The sequence below is a fragment of the Roseibium sp. AWQ4_290 genome, assembly GCF_056160985.1.
In genome coordinates this window covers 121,342-141,620 of sequence record NZ_JBSWYG010000007.1, presented here as the reverse complement: position 1 = coordinate 141,620, position 20,279 = coordinate 121,342, and the positions used below count along the sequence as shown (strand labels likewise).

General features: G+C 59.7%; 20 protein-coding genes. 13 read left to right on the top strand and 7 right to left on the bottom strand.

Annotated features, from left to right (window positions below):
* Positions 1–53 precede the first annotated feature (53 nt).
* The 4 genes from ACXAH0_RS09135 (at position 54) to ACXAH0_RS09120 (ending at position 5,523) form a co-directional block, all read left to right on the top strand.
* Positions 54–1,007 (top strand): ABC transporter substrate binding protein, encoded by a 954-nt coding sequence (locus tag ACXAH0_RS09135; protein WP_475190477.1) that lies wholly within the window; start codon positions 54–56, stop codon positions 1,005–1,007.
* Between the two features lie 71 nt (positions 1,008–1,078).
* Positions 1,079–3,163 (top strand): S9 family peptidase, encoded by a 2,085-nt coding sequence (locus ACXAH0_RS09130; protein ID WP_475190476.1) that lies wholly within the window; start codon positions 1,079–1,081, stop codon positions 3,161–3,163.
* Positions 3,164–3,421: 258 nt separating this feature from the next.
* Positions 3,422–5,014, top strand: coding sequence for an ABC transporter substrate-binding protein (locus ACXAH0_RS09125; protein WP_475190472.1), 1,593 nt, complete (start codon positions 3,422–3,424; stop codon positions 5,012–5,014).
* Between the two features lie 122 nt (positions 5,015–5,136).
* A complete protein-coding gene (locus ACXAH0_RS09120; RefSeq protein WP_475174454.1) occupies positions 5,137–5,523 on the top strand; it encodes a hypothetical protein in 387 nt (128 codons plus the stop codon).
* Here ACXAH0_RS09120 and ACXAH0_RS09115 read toward each other — a convergent pair.
* Entirely contained in the window at positions 5,511–6,434 is a 924-nt protein-coding gene (locus tag ACXAH0_RS09115; RefSeq protein WP_475190468.1) for a LysR family transcriptional regulator, read from the bottom strand. The two genes, ACXAH0_RS09120 and ACXAH0_RS09115, sit on opposite strands and share 13 nt — an antisense overlap.
* A gap of 99 nt (positions 6,435–6,533) precedes the next feature.
* Between ACXAH0_RS09115 and ACXAH0_RS09110 the strand changes: the two genes are divergently transcribed.
* From ACXAH0_RS09110 to ACXAH0_RS09100, 3 genes are read left to right on the top strand one after another with little or no spacing between them, the layout of a single operon-like run.
* The gene (locus tag ACXAH0_RS09110) at positions 6,534–6,848 is read left to right on the top strand and encodes a putative quinol monooxygenase (RefSeq protein ID WP_475190467.1); all 315 of its coding nucleotides are present in this window, start codon (positions 6,534–6,536) and stop codon (positions 6,846–6,848) included.
* Positions 6,849–6,855: 7 nt separating this feature from the next.
* The gene (locus tag ACXAH0_RS09105; RefSeq protein WP_475174448.1) at positions 6,856–7,074 is read left to right on the top strand and encodes a DUF2798 domain-containing protein; all 219 of its coding nucleotides are present in this window, start codon (positions 6,856–6,858) and stop codon (positions 7,072–7,074) included.
* A gap of 16 nt (positions 7,075–7,090) precedes the next feature.
* Positions 7,091–7,465 (top strand): RidA family protein, encoded by a 375-nt coding sequence (locus ACXAH0_RS09100; RefSeq protein WP_475190464.1) that lies wholly within the window; start codon positions 7,091–7,093, stop codon positions 7,463–7,465.
* 15 nt (positions 7,466–7,480) lie between these two features.
* Here the strand turns inward: ACXAH0_RS09100 and ACXAH0_RS09095 are convergent, their stop codons facing one another.
* Together ACXAH0_RS09095 and ACXAH0_RS09090 are read right to left on the bottom strand one after the other, a co-directional pair.
* A complete protein-coding gene (locus ACXAH0_RS09095; protein ID WP_475190461.1) occupies positions 7,481–7,975 on the bottom strand; it encodes a GNAT family N-acetyltransferase in 495 nt (164 codons plus the stop codon).
* 111 nt (positions 7,976–8,086) lie between these two features.
* The gene (locus tag ACXAH0_RS09090; RefSeq protein ID WP_475190457.1) at positions 8,087–8,689 is read right to left on the bottom strand and encodes a superoxide dismutase; all 603 of its coding nucleotides are present in this window, start codon (positions 8,687–8,689) and stop codon (positions 8,087–8,089) included.
* A gap of 337 nt (positions 8,690–9,026) precedes the next feature.
* On the opposite strand from ACXAH0_RS09090, the gene ACXAH0_RS09085 reads away from it, so the two are divergent.
* Entirely contained in the window at positions 9,027–10,208 is a 1,182-nt protein-coding gene (locus ACXAH0_RS09085) for a YbfB/YjiJ family MFS transporter (RefSeq protein WP_475190453.1), read from the top strand.
* Between the two features lie 31 nt (positions 10,209–10,239).
* Here the strand turns inward: ACXAH0_RS09085 and ACXAH0_RS09080 are convergent, their stop codons facing one another.
* Positions 10,240–11,097: a branched-chain amino acid aminotransferase gene (locus ACXAH0_RS09080; protein ID WP_475174435.1), complete on the bottom strand. Its 858-nt coding sequence runs from the start codon at positions 11,095–11,097 to the stop codon at positions 10,240–10,242.
* A 384-nt stretch (positions 11,098–11,481) separates the two neighbouring features.
* Here ACXAH0_RS09080 and ACXAH0_RS09075 point away from each other — a divergent pair, with 384 nt between their 5' ends.
* Together ACXAH0_RS09075 and ACXAH0_RS09070 are read left to right on the top strand one after the other, a co-directional pair.
* Positions 11,482–11,898, top strand: coding sequence for a VOC family protein (locus ACXAH0_RS09075; RefSeq protein WP_475190451.1), 417 nt, complete (start codon positions 11,482–11,484; stop codon positions 11,896–11,898).
* Positions 11,899–12,038: 140 nt separating this feature from the next.
* Positions 12,039–12,701 (top strand): haloacid dehalogenase type II, encoded by a 663-nt coding sequence (locus ACXAH0_RS09070; RefSeq protein ID WP_475174431.1) that lies wholly within the window; start codon positions 12,039–12,041, stop codon positions 12,699–12,701.
* A gap of 82 nt (positions 12,702–12,783) precedes the next feature.
* On the opposite strand, the gene ACXAH0_RS09065 is transcribed toward ACXAH0_RS09070, so the two are convergent.
* Positions 12,784–13,395: an outer membrane protein gene (locus tag ACXAH0_RS09065; RefSeq protein WP_475190449.1), complete on the bottom strand. Its 612-nt coding sequence runs from the start codon at positions 13,393–13,395 to the stop codon at positions 12,784–12,786.
* A gap of 341 nt (positions 13,396–13,736) precedes the next feature.
* Here ACXAH0_RS09065 and ACXAH0_RS09060 point away from each other — a divergent pair, with 341 nt between their 5' ends.
* Both ACXAH0_RS09060 and ACXAH0_RS09055 read left to right on the top strand, forming a co-directional pair.
* Entirely contained in the window at positions 13,737–14,315 is a 579-nt protein-coding gene (locus ACXAH0_RS09060; RefSeq protein ID WP_475190446.1) for a DUF2975 domain-containing protein, read from the top strand.
* A gap of 53 nt (positions 14,316–14,368) precedes the next feature.
* A complete protein-coding gene (locus ACXAH0_RS09055; protein ID WP_475174424.1) occupies positions 14,369–14,590 on the top strand; it encodes a helix-turn-helix domain-containing protein in 222 nt (73 codons plus the stop codon).
* Positions 14,591–14,623: 33 nt separating this feature from the next.
* On the opposite strand, the gene scpA is transcribed toward ACXAH0_RS09055, so the two are convergent.
* Together scpA and ACXAH0_RS09045 are read right to left on the bottom strand one after the other, a co-directional pair.
* Positions 14,624–16,789 carry a methylmalonyl-CoA mutase gene (scpA, locus tag ACXAH0_RS09050; protein ID WP_475190442.1) on the bottom strand — a complete coding sequence of 722 codons (2,166 nt, stop codon included), beginning with the start codon at positions 16,787–16,789 and terminating at the stop codon, positions 14,624–14,626.
* A complete protein-coding gene (locus ACXAH0_RS09045) occupies positions 16,786–18,798 on the bottom strand; it encodes a methylmalonyl-CoA mutase family protein (RefSeq protein ID WP_475190439.1) in 2,013 nt (670 codons plus the stop codon). The genes scpA and ACXAH0_RS09045 overlap by 4 nt, the downstream gene beginning before the upstream one ends.
* A 703-nt stretch (positions 18,799–19,501) precedes the next feature.
* Between ACXAH0_RS09045 and ACXAH0_RS09040 the strand changes: the two genes are divergently transcribed.
* Entirely contained in the window at positions 19,502–20,203 is a 702-nt protein-coding gene (locus ACXAH0_RS09040) for a LuxR C-terminal-related transcriptional regulator (protein ID WP_475174418.1), read from the top strand.
* The last annotated feature ends 76 nt before the right edge of the window (positions 20,204–20,279 follow it).

Genomic DNA, 20,279 nt, shown 5'->3' with positions numbered 1-20,279 from the left:
AGTATTTATCGAAAAATAAGCAGAAACAAGATTCACAACCGAGAGATAGTATTGTGTTTCTACGGCTGACAATAGCATTTCTTCTGATCTCCGCTTTCAGCGCCGCTCCGGTATGGGCGGATGCAAAGTCCATCCTGATCATCACCTGGCGCGGCACCACTGAGGCGGAGGACGGCTTTGTCCGCAAGCTTGAAACCTTGGGGGTTGACGCTGACTTTGAATATTTCGATGCCCGCAGAAGTGAGGATGAGCTGGCCCGGTTTCTGCGCGACAATCTGGACCATCTGAAATCAAAGGACCTGATCTACACATTCGGGACAACCGCAAGCCTGACCGTTCAAAATTTCGGTGCAGGCGGCGTGCCTCATGTCTTCAATATTGTGGCTGATCCGGTTGGCGCAGGACTGGTGCTCTCCCTGGACCAGCCTCCAGCCGGACTGACCGGTGTGAAGATGTCTCTGTCCCCGGACACCAATCTGGATTTGCTGCGCAAGATCTACAGTTTTTCGTCCCTTGCCATCCTGTTCGATCCCCGCGAACCCAATGCGATTGCCGAAACGGACCGGCTGACCCAAGCCGCCGAAGCGCTTGGCATCAAGGCGGTGCGCCTGCGGTTTTCGCCCGATGCAGATGAGAAGGACCTGCAGATCGCGGCCCTGAAACCGCAGCTCCGATCCGTCGGCGCCCTTTATGTGACAGCCTCTTCATCTTTTGCTGCACATGCCGAAGCGATCGCAGAGCTCGTCCCGCCTGATCTGGTCAGTATCGGCTCCTCAACCGCCTATGTGACAGAAGGGATCATGCTGGCCTTCGGGACGGAATACCGGGAACGGGGAGAAGCTGCGGCGCGAATGGCCGCAAAAATTCTTCTTGAAAAGGTGCCGCCGGGTAGTTTGCCGGTCAGTGAAGTGCACGCCAGCGAAGCAACACTCTATATCAAGGCGGGCAGCCCGGCTCTGGACAAGCTGAACCTGGACAAGGTGCGCAACCGGATCGTCTACAAATAGGGCCTTCCTGTCTCTGGCCGGCAGGAAATCCCATCTTGCCATGACCGCTCAAAAATCCTACCTGCTTGGCCATGACCAAAAGCACTTTGCCTCCCCGCGCCGAAGCGCGCCCCGTCACCCTTGAAACCCACGGCATTTCCCGGCAGGACGACTTTGGTTGGCTGCGGGCGGACAATTGGCAAGAGGTCATGCGTGACCCGGCCGTGCTGGACGCTGACATCCGGGCCTATCTGGAGGCTGAAAACGCCTACCAGGAGGAAGCCATGGCCACCACCAGCGCGCTTCAGGAGACGCTCTTTGCAGAGATGCGTGGCCGCATCAAGGAAGATGACAGCTCCGTGCCCGCCCCGGACGGACCTTATGCCTATGGCATGAAGTATGAGACCGGCGGCCAGCAGCCGATCTTCTTCCGCACCCGGCGGGAGGGCGGCGAGGAAACGATCCTGCTGCATGGCGACAAGGAAGCGGACGGCAAGGCCTATTTCCGCATTGGCGGGGCCAGCCAGTCGCCGGACCACACCCTGCTGGCATGGGCCTATGACGACAAGGGCTCGGAATATTATTCCCTGCAGCTGCGCGACACCGCCACCGGCAAGGATCTGGACTACAGCATTGAAGACACGGGCGGCGGCGGCGTCTTTTCCGCCGACAGCAAATTCGTGTTCTATGTCCGCCTCGACAGCAATCACCGGCCCTCAAAGCTCTTCCGCCACAAGATCGGCACCGATCCGGCCGAAGATGTTCTGGTTCACGAGGAAAAGGATGCCGGCTTCTTCATGGGGGTCGGCAAGACCCAGTCCGGCGAAACGATCCTGATCGATATCCATGACCACGAAACCTCCGAAGTCTGGATGATCCCGGCCCATCTGCCCGAAACCCCGCCCCAGCTGATTGCGCCGCGCGACACGGGCGTGGAATATTCGGTCGATGACCACGGTGACACGCTCTATATCCTCACCAATCTGGGCAGCGCAGAAGATTTCAAGATCGTTACCGCGCCAAAGGCGACCCCGAGCCGGGAGTTCTGGAAAGACTATGTCGCACACAAACCTGGCTGCCTGATCCTCGCCCATTGTGTCTTCAAGACCTTCATGGCACGGCTGGAGCGCGAAGACGGCCTGCCGCGCATCGTCATCCACCGCCTGGCCGATGGCCTGGAACATTCCGTCGAATTTGACGAGGAAGCCTATTCGCTTGGCTTTGGCGGCAGCTACGAATACGACACGACCTCGATCCGATTCACCTATTCCTCAATGACGACCCCGTCGCAGACCTTCGATTATGATGTTGAAACCCGTGACCGGGTGCTGCGCAAGGAACAGGAGATCCCGTCCGGCCACATCGCCGCCGACTATGTGACGCGGCGGCTGATGGCCCCGGCCGCCGATGGGGAGACCGTGCCGGTCTCGATCCTCTACCACAAGGACACACCGCTGGATGGCTCCGCACCGCTGCTGCTCTACGGCTATGGCTCTTACGGCATCACCATTCCAGCCAGCTTCAACACAAATTGCCTGTCGCTCGTGGACCGGGGGTTTGTCTACGCCATTGCCCATATCCGGGGTGGCAAGGACAAGGGCTTCCGCTGGTACAAGGGCGGGCGGCGCGAGAACAAGAAGAACACCTTCACCGACTTCATCGCAGCGGCTGACCATCTGGTCGCCGGGAACTTTACCACCCATCAGCGCATCATCGCCCAGGGCGGATCGGCCGGCGGCATGCTGATGGGCGCCATCGCCAATATGGCCCCGGAGAAATTCGGCGGCCTGATTGCCGAAGTGCCCTTTGTCGATGTTCTGGCCACCATGCTGGACGACACTCTGCCGCTGACCCCGCCGGAATGGCCCGAATGGGGCAATCCGATCACGGACAAGGAGGCCTATGCCTATATCGCCTCCTATTCGCCTTACGACAATGTGGAGGCCAAGGCCTATCCGGCGATCCTGGCCATTGCCGGGCTCACCGACCCGCGCGTGACCTACTGGGAACCGGCCAAATGGGTCGCCCGTTTGCGGGCCACCAAGACAGACGCCAATCTTCTGATGCTGAAGACCAATATGGAAGCAGGCCATGGTGGTGCCTCCGGCCGGTTCGACCGGCTGAAGGAGGTCGCCCTCAACCAGGCCTTTGCCCTGATGGTGGCGGGACAGGCCTGAGCCCTTCCCTCGCCGCAGGCAAACCGTTTCGCCCATCAGACTATCACGCATATTTGACAAGAATACCGGGCCTTCTGTTAGACCCGGTCTTTCTTTTGCGTGTAGATCCCTTACCCTTCATCCCAAGGTATTTTTTTATCGGGACCCCCAGCGTAATTTGAAGGGAACGTGCGACCTTTGCACTGAAAGCTTTGATGTTTGAGCGCGACTGGAAACGGCCTTTCAAACGCGGCGGTCCCCAGGGCATTGGGGTGCATCATGATCAGATCAGGTCTTTGCAAGTCTTGCTGGCTGTCGGGTTGGATTGTCTCGGCCACGCTCCTCTCCGCCGGCATGTGCGCGCAGGCCGCAGAACTACGCTGGTCCTCCCCCACCGATCCCCAAACCATGGATCCCCACGCGGTCAACTCTGCCCCCGTTCTGGGTTTCCTCAACAATATCTATGAAGGCCTCGTTCGCCGCGACCGGGATATGCAGATTGAGGGCTCTCTGGCGGAAAGCTGGGAACCGCTTGGCCAGGATGGCTGGCGCTTTCACCTGCGCAAGGGGGTCACCTTCCATAACGGCGCGGCGTTTGCGGCAGACGATGTGCTGTTCTCCTATGAGCGGGCAGCGTCCAAGGAGGCCGACACCCGTTCCTGGTTCGCACCGGTCCGGGAGGTCCGGATTGTGGGGCCCCATACAATCGATTTCCTGACACATGCGCCCGCGCCGCTCTTTCCCGATTCCATTGCCAATTTTCTGATCCTGGACAAGGACTGGGCCGTGGCGAATGGCGCCGTGCGTCCGGCCAAGGAGTTGGAGACTCACGCAACACTGCACACAAACGGCACCGGCCCCTTCCGGCTCACCACAAGGGAACCGGGAGTGACCACCGTTCTGGAGCCGTTTGAAAACTGGTGGGACATGGCAGAGCACAATCTGACCAAGGCCACCTTCCTGCCGATTGCCAACCCGGCGACTGCGGTCTCCGGTCTACTGAGCGGCCAGGTCGACCTGATAAATCCGGTGCCGGTGCAGGATGTCGCCCGAATCGAAAACCAGGACGGTCTCACCCTGCATCGGGGCATTGAGGCACGGGTAATCATGCTCGGCTTTGCCCATCACCATGAAACCCTGACCTCTTCAAAGGACCTGGCGGACAAGAACCCCTTTCAGGATGTGCGCGTGCGCCGGGCGGTTCAACGGGCGGTCTATGCGGATGCCCTGGTTGACAAGATCATGCGCGGCATGGCCCAGACCGTCTCCCAGCTTGTGAGCCCGCAGATGAAAGGCTATAGCACCGCCGCCTCCGGCCGTCCCCCCTATGACCCGGAAATTGCGCAGGCGCTGTTGGCAGAGGCCGGATATCCGGACGGGTTTTCCTTCGGTCTCAAATGCACCAATGACCGCTACATCAATGACGAAGCCCTGTGCAAGGCGATTGCCGCGATGCTGGCCCAGGTCGGCCTGCGAGCGGATCTGAATGCCATGCCGGTGCGCACTTACTGGCCGGATCTGCGTGCCGGAAATTTCGACATGTACCTGCTGGGCTGGTCGCCGGGCACATTTGATGCCGAACATCCCTTGCGCTTTCTGGCAGCCACCCAAAATGAGGAAAAGAAGCTGGGCAGCTGGAATTTCGGAGGCTATTCCAATCCACGGATCGACGAACTTCTACCCGCCATCCAGACTGAAATCGATCCCGGCAAACGTCAGGCGCTTTTGGATGAAGCCGCCGCACTTCTACAGGAAGACGTGGCCTATGTACCGCTCCATATCCAGCCGCTGCTTTGGGGCTCAAAGGCCACAATTGATCTGACCCAACGGGCTGACAACTTCCTGATGCTGCGCTGGATCACCGTGAACTGAGACGGATCAGATGGGGCCGGAGCATGTCTTGATTTTGCCCCTCTCTTCGGGTCAAGTGGAGACCATGGAGAACCGCTCTTGAGGCAAGACACTCAAGACAAAGCCATTTTCTGGAGCCCTTGATGCGTCTTCCTTTCCGGCAAAAGATCCTGGCAGCCTTCGGGCCCGCCAGGTTTGCCCGCTGCGCCTGCGTCGCCGGTGCAGCCTTTGCCCTCACGGCCTGCCAGCCGCAATTCCAGAGCCCGTCGGATCTGCTGTTCGCCCCCACCTTCAGCAAGACGCGGCAGAACCTGCCTTATACACAGGGCACCCAATATGATTGCCGCAGCTTTTCCGGCGCAGGCTGGAAAGGAATTGCCTCGGGTGTCGTCAATGATTTCGGCAACAGATATCAGGTCTCTCAGGCCGGCTGCTTCAAGTCCCAGGAGACCTGTCTCGCCTGGCTGTCGGCCATGCGAAGCTATATCGACGTGCCACGCTTCATCCGGTGCAATCCCTATTCCGCCTGAGGCGTCCCCTCTCCCGGCAAGCGGCCCTGAAGCACGGGCCGGACTGCCATGAACTCTTCGATATAGCCGCACAGGGCTCTGGCCCGGGCGCTTAAGAGGCGTCCTGTGGGCCAAACCAGATAGGCGGTGCGCACCTGGCCCGTCCAGCCGGACAGAACCGTCTGAAGGCGGCCCGCCTCAAGATCGGCCGCCGTTTCGGTCACCGGAAGCAGCGCAATGCCATGGCCATCCGACACAAGCTGACGGGCAAGGGTGATATCGTCAACCGAAAGAGTGGCGCTGAGATAGACCGTTTCCTGCGCGCCCGCCGGGCTCTTCAAGTGCCACTGGGGAAGAGACGTCACGCTGACAAGCCGTTGGCCCTGAAGGGCGTCCAGCGTCTCAGGCACACCGTGACGGGCGAGATAGTCAGGGGACGCAACCAGCCGTGTGGCCACTTCACCGATGCGTTTCTGGTAGAGGGCCGGATCCGACTGGGGGCCGAAGCGTAAGGCCACATCAATCCGGTTCTCCTTCAGATCCTTGTTGTCATTGCTCAAAAGCAAGGTGAGCTGGATTTGCGGAAACGCTTTTAAGAAACCGGACCACATGGGCGCCAAGACCCCAAGGGAGGCATTGGTGGGTGCAGACACCCGCAAACCGCCCGCAAGCTGGGTCATATCCGCCGACAGGCCATGCAAGGCGTCTTCGGCCTGAAACACCAGATCTGCCAACGCACTGAAATAGGCCTCTCCTTCCGAGGTCAGGGCAAATTTCCGCGCGGATCTGTGCACCAGCTGCGTCCCGAGACGGTCCTCCAGCCGTTGCAAACGGCGGGTCACCGTTGCCGCCGGCAGCGCCAGCCGCTTGGCCGCAGCCGCAAGGCTGCGGCATTGGGCGATGTGCACAAAAAGAGCAACGTCATCCAACATGATTTCATTTCCGGAATTTTAGATCCATTTACTAGCTATAGATTGCCTAAAGACAAATCAATACATGATCCTCATCCCATCAAGGAGACGGAGTTGACCATGTCGAACTATTTCATCAGTGCCGGTATTGAACTCGTGGCCGGCGCGGATCTCAAACAGGCCGAAGACGGCCTGCGCCAGCTGGTGGAGGCCACGCAGCAGGAGCCTGGCTGCCTTCTGTTTGAAATCCGCCAGAACCTGAAAGATCCGACGAAATTCACGCTCTGGGAGCGCTGGACCAGCAAACAGGCGCTAGCCGACCATTTCGAGGCGGCCCACACCAAGGCGTATCTTGCCCGCAACCTGACCCAAGTCCGCTATATCGAAGAACTGGCCGGAATTGGCGAAATGGCGCGGCTCAAAGACGCCTCTTGAGGTGACCATGAAGCACCGCCTGATCTCAACCACCCTAATGTCATTCGGCCTGTCCTTTTTCATGTCCTGCTGGGTGACCTATCTCAACTTGGGCTGGAGCAGCGCTTTTTTCGCTCAATGGATGACGGCCTTCCGGCTCGCATGGCCGGCTGCTGCCGTGACTGCGTTTTTCCTTGGCCCGGTTGTGACCCGGGCCACCCATTTTCTGGCCCGGCGCCTGCCCTGACACGATTGGAATCGCAATGGTTTTGCAAAGACACACCTATGACGCGCTTGGCCCTGCAGCCGGGCCCTATTCCCATGCTGTGCAGCATGGCCAGCTTCTCTATTCGTCAGGCTTGACCGCGTTTGGAACACCGGCACAAAGCGGATCTGCGGGCGACCAGACGGGCGCCATTCTGGAGCAGCTAAAACAGATCGCCGGGCATCACGGCAAATCGCTGAAGGATCTGGTGAAGGTTACGGTCTTCATCACCTCCCCCGATGATATTCCCGCGATCCGGAACGCCTTGACCAGCGCCTATGGCTCCACGCCCCCGGCGAGCGCGATGGTACAGGTTGCCGGGCTGTTTTCTTCGGATCTTCTGGTGGAAATCGAAGCCATCTTCGGTCTGTAGGACCGGCAGCCGGCTTCACACGTCCAATAGAGCTTTCCGGAAGAAAATCGTCTCGGACACAGGTGTCTCATAATAGGCCGGGATCTCCGTGAACCCGGCTGCCTTGTAAAGCCGGATGGCTCCGCTCATGTGCGGCAGGGTGTCGAGCAGCATCTCGCTGTATCCGCCCGCCTGGGCCAGGTTCAGAATTTCAGCAACCAGTGCTGCCCCGATGCCGAGCCCGCGCCCGTCCGGGGTCACATAGAGCCGTTTCATTTCGCAGCTGCCGCTGCTGCCAAATGGCCGCAGACCCACACAGCCCAAGACCCTGCCATCTTCTGTCTTTGCCGCCAGCAGCGCCCCGCCCGGCGGTGCGTAGTTTCCTGGCAGCCCGGCAAGCTCCTCTTCAAAGCCCTGATAGGACAGGTCAATCTCCAGCCAGTCCACATAGGCCCGGAACAGGGTTCTGACTGAATTAATATCTGATGCCTGCACCACTGGCGCTACGGTGAAACGCGATGTCCCTGTCATCGGTTGCGAGTGTCCCCTTCTCTATTTTTTTAGAATTTTTGCGGATAGATCTCCAAAAGAAAACCCCCGGCCCTTTCGGACCGGGGGGCTGTCACCAGCAGAACCGACAGCTTATTTCGTGGCCGCTTCGTAAAGCTCCAGCACGTAGTCCCAGTTGACCATGCTGTCGACGAACGCTTCCAGATATTTCGGGCGGGCGTTGCGGTAGTCGATATAGTAGGAGTGTTCCCACACATCCACGCCAAGAATCGGCGCAGCGCCGTGAACCAGCGGGTTTTCGCCGTTCGGCGTCTTCATGATTTCCAGTTTGCCGTCCTTGACCGCAAGCCAGGCCCAGCCGGACCCGAACTGGCCAACACCAGCGGCAATGAAATCAGCACGGAACTTGTCGAATCCGCCAAGGTCGCTGTCGATCGCAGAGCTGAGGGCGCCCGGCAGGGAGGTGCCGCCACCGTCTTTCTTCATCCACTTCCAGAAATGAATGTGGTTGTAGTGCTGACCGGCATTGTTGAACAGGGCGGCGTTCTTGCCGTAGCTTTCTTTCACGATCTCTTCCAGAGACTTGCCTTCAAGCCCGCTGCCAGCCAGCAGCTCATTGCCCTTGGTCACATAGGCCTGGTGGTGTTTGTCATGGTGAAACTCGAGAGTTTCAGCAGACATGTAAGGGGCCAGCGCATCATATGCATAAGGCAGGTCAGGCAATTCGAAAGACATGACAAACTCCTCAGATAGGTCGGGGACCGGCAGACCGGACAAGATGCCGTCCGGTTGCGTCGAGGCGCAAAATAGGATTCCACACAGCGGACGGCAAGTTCCGAACCCGAAAATAAAATAATTTTTTTCTTATTTTTTTGACACATCCCGGAAGAGCCCTCTATTTTCAGTGCATCTGTCCTGCAGTCCGGGCCCGCCCCAAAGTGTCCACCTCGGCGGTTCAACCTCTGTCCGCCTCCAATTGCCCGAGCGTTCAACGGGTTGTAGCTTCCTTTCAAGGGGGAACGGCCCACCCGCCTGTTCCGCCCCTGCCTGCGCCGTCTTTCCAAGGATCATCATGTCAGATACAGACCGCTCCATGACCCTGCTTGCCTTTGGCGGGCTGCTATCCCTGGCCGCCGCCATGGGGATCGGGCGCTTTGTCTACACGCCGATCCTGCCTTTCATGGCCGAGGGGCTGCATCTTCCGGCCGAACAGGCCGGGCTGATTGCCTCCGCCAATTTTCTGGGATACCTGGCAGGCGCCCTCGCCGGAGCCGCCAGGTCTTTGCCGGGCGCGCCCAGAACCTGGTTTCTCGGCGGTCTGGCCGTCAGTGCGCTGACCAGCGCCGCCATGGCACTGACAACGCTCGTGCCCGCCTTTCTGGTCATCCGGTTTGCAAGCGGTGTCGCCAGCGCTTTCGTACTGGTCTTTTCCACCAGCCTGATCCTGGAGAGGCTGACTGCTGCCGGGCGGGGCGGCCTGTCAGCACTGCATTTCGCAGGCGTTGGCTGCGGCATCGCCTTTTCCGCGGTTCTGATTGCCGTCCTGGCCCAGGTCGGCACCGGCTGGCGCGGATTGTGGCTGGCGAGCGCGTGTGCCACGCTTCTGGTTCTGGCCCTTGCAGCCCGCCTTGTGCCCGCCCCTGCCCCAAAAAGCCCTGCTCCGGCCACCGGCAGCACCCATCCTGAAGCGGCCAGTCCGGCCCCGGACCTGACCCCGGGTCTCAAACGGCTGATCGCCGCTTATGGTCTGTTCGGTTTTGGCTATGTCATCACCGCCACCTTTGTCTCCACCATCGCCCGGGCCGAACCTGCCCTGCAGGTGAGCGAGCCGTATGTCTGGCTGGCCGTCGGCCTTTCCGCCGCGCCTTCCATCTATGTCTGGAACAAAATTTCCGCCAGGCTCGGCGCCCGGCCAGCCTTCGCGGCCGCCTGTCTTATCGAAGCTGCCGGTGTGGCCCTGACCGCCGTCACCGTCCAGCCAGCGCTTTTCCTTTTGGGGGCAGCCCTTCTGGGTGGAACATTCATGGGCATCACTGCGCTCGGTCTGATGGAGGCCAGGCGGCAGACCCTGTCAGGCGGGCCGCCCGCGACGCGCCGCATGCTGGCGGTGCTCACAGCCAGTTTCGGCCTTGGACAGATGGCCGGGCCCTTTTTTGCGGGCAAACTGCATGAAGTGACCGGATCGTTTCAGGCGCCGTCTCTTGCAGCTGCAGCGGCTTTGGTCATTGCCGCCGCGCTGGTCATCCGGTCCTGAAGACTGTTTCTCCGGCCTGCACAGGTCGGTCTCAGGCGTGGGAAAAATCCCAGTAAAGTTCGCGCGCCTTGGCGGCAATCGGCCCCGGCTGCAGGTCACGGTCCTCGATCCGCTTGACTGGCGATACCTTGTTGTAGTTGCCGGTGGAGAAGATCTCGTCCGCTTCCAGAAACTCTTCATATTGCAAAGTGCGCTCAAACACCTCGTAGCCGGACGTGCGCAGCAAATGGATGATCCGCTGGCGGGTGATGCCGTTCAAGAAGGTGCCATTCGGCTCGGGCGTGTGCACCTTGCCGTCCTTGGCCATGAAGATGTTGGCCGAGGTCAGCTCCGCCACATTGCCGAGCATGTCCCGCACAACCGCATTGTCAAAGCCCCGCCCCTTGGCTTCCATCATCGCCCGGGCATTGTTGGGGTATAGGCACCCGGCCTTGGCATTGACCGGCATGCAGTCCATGGTCGGGCGGCGGAAGGGCGACAGGGTAATGCTGGAAGCCGCATCTTTCGGGGCCATTGGCGCATCAAACAGGCACAGGCAGAACCGGGTGCTGTCCGGATCTGCGGTTATCACACCGGGACCATCGCCTTCCGCCCAATACATGGGTTTGATATAGATCTGCTGGCCGCTGCCGAATTTGGCGCAGCCTTCCTTGGTCAATTCGACAATCTCGCCCACTTTCATGGTCGGTTTCATGCCGAGCGCCAGAGCGGAATCGTTCACACGCTGGCTGTGCAGGTCGATATCGGGCATCACACCGTCAAAGAACCTCGCCCCGTCGAACACGCTCGAGCCGAGCCAGGCGGCATGCGTACGGGGCCCCATGATCGGCGGATTGCCTTCATGCCAGGCACCATCAAACCATGTCCACGTATCACTCATTCCGCTCATTGTGTGTCCCTTTGCCTATCAGGTCTTGTAGTCTGCTGCCGACACAACACCCGCCGCCCGGTCAGGTCAATAGCTTACCGTCCTCCTCCTGAAAGAGGCTGTTTTTCTTCCAATTTTTCCACCTGACTGAAAGGTTTCAACCCACAATCATCTGATTTACGAAAAAATATTGCGCGAACGCGGACCATCTTCTTCGCAGACCGCCCCCATTGTCCTGCCCTGCTCCAAAGTCCCGAAAAAGAAGCGCTCCCAACGTTGCAGGAATTTGCCCCATTGACAGGCCCTGCCATTTGTTCCCTATATGTTCCTGCACGCACTTCAAGACATTCACCTGCGGGCACCGCCAAAGAGCAAAAGGACAAGATTGTGGACCAGCGCATATCAATGACAACCCTGGCCGTACCTGATGTGACGCAGGCCCGGCGCTTCTTCGAAGACGGACTGGGCTGGCAGGTGAACGCGGCTCCCTCCCCCGAGGTCGTGTTCTTCCAGATTGTAGGCGGGGTGTTTGCACTCTACAGCCGGGACGCTCTGGCCCGGGAAATCGGCCAGGATGTTACGTCAGAGACAACCGGCGCCGTCACTCTGGCCTGGAATGGCCGCTCGGAAGCGGAGGTCGACGCGACCTTTCAAAAGGCGGTCTTGGCAGGTGCCAAACCCGTCAAGGAGCCGGAAAGGGCCTTTTGGGGCGGCTATTCTTCCTATGTGGAAGTGCCCGGCGGGCATTTGCTGGAATTTGCCTACAATCCCTTCTGGACCCTTGAAGACGATGGTGCGGTCACCTTGCCGCCCGCCCAATAGGGTCTCTTTGCCGTAAAAGGGCCTTTGGAACGCACCGATTAGGGTGTATGTCAGCCGAATTCGCCCATTGGACCGCTTGACGCCTGCCAAGGCGCACGCTTTTCTGCGGCCGTCTTGAAATCCCTTGAAGGAACCCGGTCATGGCTCATGCCGCTTTTGTTTTCGACGCCTATGGAACGCTCTTCGACGTTCATGCGGCCGTGCGCAAACATGCCGCGAAGCTGGGGCCGGATGCCCAAAGGCTATCCTCTCTCTGGCGGGAAAAGCAGCTGGAATATTCCTGGGTCCGGGCGCTGATGGGACAATATAAAGACTTCTGGGAGTTGACCTGCCAGGGTCTCGACACCGCCTTTGCCCTTGTACCATCTGCCGACAGGAGCCTGCGGGACGATCTTCTGAGCGCCTATTGGGAACTGGATTGCTATCCGGAAGTGCCGGAAGTGCTCACCGAACTGAAGGCAACCGGGGCCAAGATCGCGATCTTGTCCAACGGCTCGCCCGCCATGCTGGACGCGGCCGCCAAGGCCGCCGGGCTGACGGAACTCTTTGACGAGATCTTTTCGGTCGATGACCTGAGAACCTTCAAGACCGACCCACAGGTCTATGAGATGGTCACCACCCATTTCCGGATCTACCCGGAAGAGGTCTCCTTCCAGTCGTCCAACCGCTGGGACATTGCCGGGGCCACCGCCTTCGGCTTCCGGACCGTGTGGATGAACCGGATGGGCATGCCGGACGAATATCCGGATCTGGCGCCCAAGGCGGTTCTGGCAGACCTGACCGGCCTCACCACACTTGGCTGAAGATCACAGCCACCGTTAAAATAGGATCAATCCAAACAGGCCGCCCCGGACAGGTCCGGGGCGGCCTTTGCATATGCGCCTGTCAGAACGAGCGGGACAGGCCGATCATGAGGCGGTGATTGCCCGATGCCCTGTTCACATTCGAAGATCCGAATCTGGATGTCTTATCGAGAATGCCCGTTAGCGAATAGTCCGCCCGCAGACGCCAGTCATCTTTGACGGCAACTTCCAGCCCCGCCCCGAAGACCGGCCCAAAGGCCACCGAGGTCTCCTCATGGCCATTTGCTTTCAGACTGTGTTCTGTCGCTGCAAGCCCCAGGCTCAGATAGGGCATGAAATTGCCAATGGGCATACCAGCCCGCGCCTTTGCCGCAACGCTCCATTTGGCACCCGTTTCGACCGCACCAAGCACCGGATGAGTGCCCTTTTCCCGCCCGCCGAGATAGGTGGCCGAGCCTTCGAGCCCGAGCACAACCCTGGACACATGCCAATTGTAGCCGCCAAAGAGGCCAAAGGCCCCATCAATGCGGGAATAGTCGCGGCTCGTCCCGCGTGCCTTCACTCCCGTCACCGTTTGCGAGGCCCCACCCTCCAGACCAAGGTAAGCCCCGGACCAGGGAGACGGCTTCGCACGGTCCGGCACCTCGAACGCATCTGTTCCGGACCCAGGATCAGCCGCGCGGGCGCCAGTCACAAGGACGGCCAGCACGGCACACAAAACAAGAGGTTTGATCAGCCAGACGGCAGATTCAGCGCATAGGGCAATTCCTGGCCGGCAGGCTGGGGGCAACGCCTGTCTCCACTCCGGACGCACAGGACTGGACCTGGAAAATCCATAATAAAATAAAGAGCTTACCATTTCGTCTCTCGTTTCATTCATGATACTTTCTCATGTGTGATTTCATAATTTTTTATCGCTAAACGATAATTTAAAAAATGTACGCAATAATTTTTTTGTCAATAGCAATATTTTTATTGCGGTTTTTCAGGCTCTGCCGTACGAAGCAAGAAAGGCGCGGCCAATCGGAGACAGACATGACTGAGCTTGAACAAAAAGAGCGCAAACGGCGCCTCGTCCGCATCCGCCAGGTGTCGACCGCCATGAAGTGGTTCATCACCGCGGTTCTCGTCACCATCGCCGTGTCAGGCGCGCTTGTGGTCGCAATGATCCTGCTGCCCGCCCTTTTGGACGTGACCACCGAGACCCTGGAACTGACCGAAGTCGAGCGTGCGCTGGGGGACATTCCCGTTGCCCAGCGCATCGGACTGAGCCTTGTGGCCGTTACGGCTTTCGCCCTCTTGCTGGCCATCTGCTGGAATGTGCGACAGCTCTTCGATCAGTTCCGCAAGGCGGCATTCTTCGCGCCCGAGACACTGTCACGCATGATCCGCATCGGTATCTGGCTGCTGACCTATGGCGCCTTTGAGGTCCTGAGCAATCCGATCGTCTCGGTGCTGCTGACCATCGATTTTCCAGAAGGCCAGCGTCAGATCGATATGGAGCTGGACGGTGACGAGTTCTTCTTTATTGTCTTTGGCGCCCTGATGCTTGTCTTCGGCTGGATCATGCGCGAAGCCGCCACAATTGATGAGGAAAACCGGCAATTTGTCTGACATGCCCCCCCTTTTGCCATTCACCTGGCCCCTCAAGCTCTCATGGCCCGGACATGCCGATAATCATTGAACTTGATGTGATGCTTGCCCGGCGCAAGATGCGCTCCAAGGAGCTGGCCGAACGCATTGGCATCACGGAACAGAATGTGTCGTTGCTGAAATCCGGCAAGGTGAAGGGCGTGCGCTTCGACACGCTGGAGAAAATCTGCGAAGCGCTCGACTGCCAGCCGGGCGACATTCTGATCTTTGAGGATGCATCAAAGAAAGACGGCTGACAAAATAGCCAGCCATCCCTTCGGTCCGAACGTCTATTCCGCCGCTTGCGCCGGACCGTAGCCCAGCTGCTCGTTCAGCTTGCCAATGAGACCAATAGCCGCCTCGGCAATGACGGTGCCCGGCGGGAAAATGGCCGCAGCGCCGGACTGGTAGAGCGCCTCATAATCCTGGGGCGGAACCACACCTCCCACCACGATCATGATGTCTTCCCGCCCCTCTTGTGCGAGAGCCGTTTTCAAGGCCGGAACCAGCGTCAGGTGACCGGCGGCAAGGGACGAGACGCCCACAACGTGAACGTCGTTCTCCACTGCCTGGCGGGCCGCTTCTTCCGGGGTCTGGAACAGCGGGCCAATATCCACGTCAAAGCCCAGATCGGCGAAGGCCGAGGCAATCACCTTCTGGCCCCGGTCGTGGCCGTCCTGGCCCATCTTGGCGACCAGAATACGCGGGCGGCGGCCGTCGTTTTCCTCAAAAACCTCGACCAGCTTCTGCACCTTTTCAAGGGTCCCGGACATGGCTCCTGCCTCCCGTTTGTAGACACCGGCAATGGACTTGATTTCCGCCTTGTGCCGGTCAAAGACCTTTTCCATGGCGAGCGAAATTTCCCCCACCGTTGCCTTGGCCCGTGCAGCCTTGACGGACAGGTCCAGAAGATTGCCTTCGCCGGTCTGGGCGCACCGGGTCAAGGCCTCAAGCGCAGCCTGAGTGTCCGCCTCGTTCCGTTCCGCCCGCAGCCGCTTCAACTTGTCGATCTGGGCGGCCCTGACCTGGGCATTGTCGACTTTCAGAACGTCAATCGCCTCTTCACTATCCGGTTTGAACTTGTTGACGCCCACCACGGTCTGAGTGCCGCTGTCGATCCGGGCCTGGGTTTTCGCCGCCGCCTCTTCGATCCGCAGCTTCGGAATGCCCTTCTCGATCGCTTTGGCCATGCCGCCAAGACCCTCGACCTCACGGATATGCGCCATGGCCTTTTCGGCCAGATCCGCCGTCAGCTTCTCCACATAATAGGAGCCGCCCCAGGGGTCGATCACCTTGGTCGTCCCGCTTTCCTGCTGCAGGAACAGCTGGGTGTTGCGGGCAATCCGGGCCGAGAAATCCGTCGGCAGGGCCAGCGCCTCATCCAGCGCATTGGTGTGCAGCGACTGGGTATGGCCCTGCGTGGCCGCCATCGCCTCCACGCAGGTGCGCATCACATTGTTGAAAACGTCCTGGGCGGTTAGGGACCAGCCAGATGTTTGGGAATGGGTTCGAAGTGACAGGGACTTGGGGTTCTTGGGCTGGAAATTCTCTTCCATCAGGGTTGCCCAGATCAGGCGGGCGGCCCGGAGCTTAGCCACTTCCATGAAGAAATTCATGCCGATGGCCCAGAAGAAAGACAGGCGCGGCGCAAACCGGTCGATATCCATACCGGCAGCCACCCCGGCGCGGGCATATTCAATGCCGTCCGCAATGGTATAGGCCAGCTCCAGATCCGCCGTCGCCCCGGCTTCCTGCATGTGATAGCCGGAAATCGAGATCGAGTTGAACCGGGGCATGTTCTGGGAGGTGAATTTGAAGATGTCGGAAATGATCCGCATCGACGGCTGGGGCGGATAGATATAGGTGTTGCGGACCATGAATTCCTTCAGAATGTCATTCTGAATGGTCCCGGACAGATCCGCCTGGGCAACGCCCTGTTCCTCCGCAGCCACAATATAGAGCGCCAGCACCGGCAGGACGGCACCGTTCATGGTCATGGAAACACTCATCTTGTCGAGCGGAATGCCCGAAAAGAGCGTGCGCATGTCATAGATGGAGTCAATGGCCACCCCGGCCATACCCACATCCCCGGCGACACGCGGGTGGTCGCTGTCATAACCCCGGTGGGTAGCCAGATCGAAAGCCACCGAAAGCCCCTTTTGCCCAGCGGCCAGATTGCGCCGGTAGAAAGCGTTGGAATCTTCCGCCGTCGAGAAGCCCGCATATTGGCGCACGGTCCAGGGCTGCTGCACATACATGGTCGGATAGGGCCCGCGCAGGAACGGGGCCAGCCCGGGCCACGTGTCCAGATGGGCGAACCCTTCCAGATCCGGGGCGCCATAGGCGGACGCTACATCAATCCCTTCCGGGGTGTGCCAAGTGTCCGCGCCTCCGGTTTCTGCCGCCTGCAGCCTGTTGCGGAACGGCTTTTCGGAAAAATTCGGGATCCTGCTCATGCCGGAACCTCCAGATCGGTTGGGGTCAGTCCATGCGCGCGCGCGAAACTGGTTTGCGCCTCTGCCAGCAGCGCCAGCAGATCGCCCCCGGCATATAGAAATGTGTCGACGCCTGCCGCTGTCCAGCCCGCTTCCTGCTCTCCCGGACGGCCAGCCAGATATAAATGATGCGCTCCGGCGGCCTTGAGGGCTCGGGCGGCCGGGACCGCCTCGTCCTTGTAAACCGCATCGGAAGACACCAGGCAGGCCAGAACCGCCCCGCTTTCCTGAAAAGCTGCCACCAGGTCGTCCAGACTTGCATAAACGGCCGCCTCGACACTGCCAAGGCCGCCGGCAGCAAAGGCATTGGCCGTCCATGTGGCCCGTGCAGTAAACTGCGACAGGGGACCCAGGCTCGCCAGAAACACGACCGGCCTCCGGGCGGTTTTCTCTTCAAGCTGCTTGGCAGACCGACGCAGCGTTTCAAAGGGCTCAGCCAGCCGCATGGGGGACAGGCTGTGCTGATCAAGTGCCACAGACTTTGGCCCGAACGCCACTTGACCAAGCCCCGGCATCGCCTTGCCGTCCAGAGCGGCCGCCACCAGCGCCTGTGTCCACGCGCCTTTGCCCGGCGGCGGCAGGTCTACAGGCACCGGTTTCCCGTCTCCCTCCCCCGCGCTGCCGCCGGTCTCAAGGACCGCCACCGGCTTTTCGCTCAGGTTCGGAAACTCGCTGACCCCGGTAACCGCCCGTTTGCGGGTGGCAATCTTGAGCGCCAGATCTGCCTTCGCCGCCTCAAGACGTGTCTGCACCAGCCCCTGCCGCACCGCCTGGGCCAGACCGCCCGCCGCCTCAATCTCCTGAAACACCTCCCAAGCGGCAGCGCACAAGGTTTCTGTCCGGTCCTCCACCGCCCCGGCTCCGGCAGCCGGATCCATGACCTTGGCCAGGCTGCTTTCTTCCAGAAGGATCGCCTGGGTGTTGCGGGCCAGCCGCCGCGCCAGACCCTCCGGAAGCCCGACGGCATAGGTATGGGGCAGCACACACACGCTGTCCGCCCCTCCAACCCCGGCGGCAAACACTGCGACCGTGTTCCTGAGAAGATTGACCCAAGGATCTTTCTGGGTGAGCATCCTAAAGGATGTGGTCATATGCAGATAGGCGGGTGCCTGAGGCAGGCCCGCTCCGTCCAGAACGCTGGCCCAAAGAGCACGCAGTGCCCGAGCCTTGGCAATCGTGCCGAACTGGTCCGCATCCGCCGCAAGACTGAAGGAAATCTGCCCGGCCCAGTCCTGTGGTGCGAAAGGCGTCTGTTCCAGAGTACGCATCTGTGCAATTGCGGAGGCCAGAACAAGACCCAGCTCCTGGGCCGGTGTAGCCCCGGCCGAATGCCAGACAATGCCGTCCGCCGCCAGGGCACGCACGCATGCACGCCAGTCCCGGGCCGCAAGCGCCGTATCAATGGCAGCTTCCATCTCTTTATGCGGGCCGGACGCGGAAGAGTGGGATCTGGCCAGAAACTCAAACGGATCACGCGCGGCACTGATGGCCACTGCTGCCGGGTCGGTCCCGATCTTGTCCAGATGCGCCAGCAAAAGGGCGATTGCTTGCCAGGTCGCCGAACCACCATCGACCCGGATCCGGATCAGGTTCGGCAGAACACCGGCCAGCAGCGTCTCAAGCCCGTCCAGATCCGCAACCTGAAGCCCCCCTGAGGCCGCAGCGCCAGCAAAAACAAGCTCAAGTCCGTTTGCCCCACCTTCCAGGTCGTCCAGGATCTGCCGGTTTGCCTGCGCCGGGCCGGGAATATCGATCCGCTGAGAAATGGTCCAGCCATGCCTATCTTGCCGGAGCTGCCGGGCGGGCGTGTCCCGCCGGCCCGCATAAAGCGGAGCGATCTGAAACCCGTCTTCGGTTGCTGAATAGAGCTTTTCCCGCGCCATGCCCTTGAGCGCTTTATCCACAGCCGCCCACCAGGCCTCTTCATCGGCGGAAAAAAAGCTGTCTGGTCCGGTAAAACTGAGTGGCATCGCACGCCTCCCTCGCGTGGCATTGTAACGTCGGGCTCATGATAAAACAGCCCTCAGACCGCCCGCGCTCTGAAAGGTCTGTGCGTTTTGAGCGCCTGCAGCCACCTGACCTGGCCAGAACCACTCCTTATAATAAGCGCACAGGAGGCGCAGCTTGCGGGTCATCCTTGTTGGCTCATGGTCATAATCCCGCCCAGAATGCTTGGCAACTCAGCACAAAGGGTAAGGTTTCACCGCGGCCTCATTTTGATGCAGCGTCTGCTCAACAACCCGGCAGCACAGACCCGCATGAGACAGGCAACGGCGGAGCGTGGCCAGGTCTTTCACGTCACCAGTGGATATCCGGACGCACCAGCGCCTTGAAAAGAAAGCAAAGCGCAACAATCGCGCTTCTCTGAAAGAAACGCCGCCGGAACAACAACCTATGCGAAAAGTTCAAAATTTCACAATTTGATAAAAAATCAAATATTTGGCGGATTTCGCAAACTTTGTGTGTTTTCCCTATTGGTATGATCATCAATTATATTGTAGCGTTATCTTGCTGACGCATGGGAATTTGTACCCTCTATAAAATGCGCAGCGTCAGGTTCGTATCTTTGTCAGGAGAGTCGAAGATATGACCTTTCGTTACCCATCAGCGGCCACGGCCTTCAATGGCCCTGTCCGCAAACGAGCGGGAAGTGAACCGCCAAGGATGTGCACAATGCTTGATCAAAGCGAATTGAAAAGCAAACTGAGAGCAATTTCGGAAGCAAATGCGGCCCACCACGTTTTGGATATTCTGGAATCCAATCTGCGCCGCATGGGGGCAACTCACATTCTGATTACCGGTCTGCCGATGCCGAACCGGCCCATCGACAATCTGGTTCAGCGCTTCCGGTGGCCCGATCAGCGCAATGACGGGATCGAAAGCACGTCATTGTCCGCCAATGACAGCGCCCTGATGCTTGGCCTCGGCTCAAACCGGGCTCGCGTGTGGACCATCTCCGCAGGCGATATGGAACATTCCGATCTTCTGGCCTCTGCCGGGGAAGGCAGCCAGATCGTCGTGGTTCCGGTGACCGAGCTTTACCCGTTCCAGGCTTTCGTCTTTGCCAGCGGCCCCTCCCTTCAGGTCAACAAGTATGACCTGTCCAACCTGGAGGTTCTGTCGGCAGCCGCGTTCTCGCGGCTTCGGGAGCTGGGGATTGTGTCCGGACAGCGTCCCGGTGCCCTGTCGACCCGCGAACGCCGGGTTCTTGAACTGACAGCCTATGGCAAGACGGCCGGCGAAATTGCGGATGTTCTGGACATTTCCCAGCGGACCGTCCACGCCCATCTGCAAAATGCCAGCGTCAAGCTGAACGCATCCAACAAGACCCACACGGTCGTGGAAGCCCTGCGTTACGGACAGATCAGCGTCTGACCCCAAAGGCACAAGTTCACCTTGAAATCAAAGGCCCGCCGGTAAGGCGGGCCTTTTTAATTTGGGCCGGAAAGAA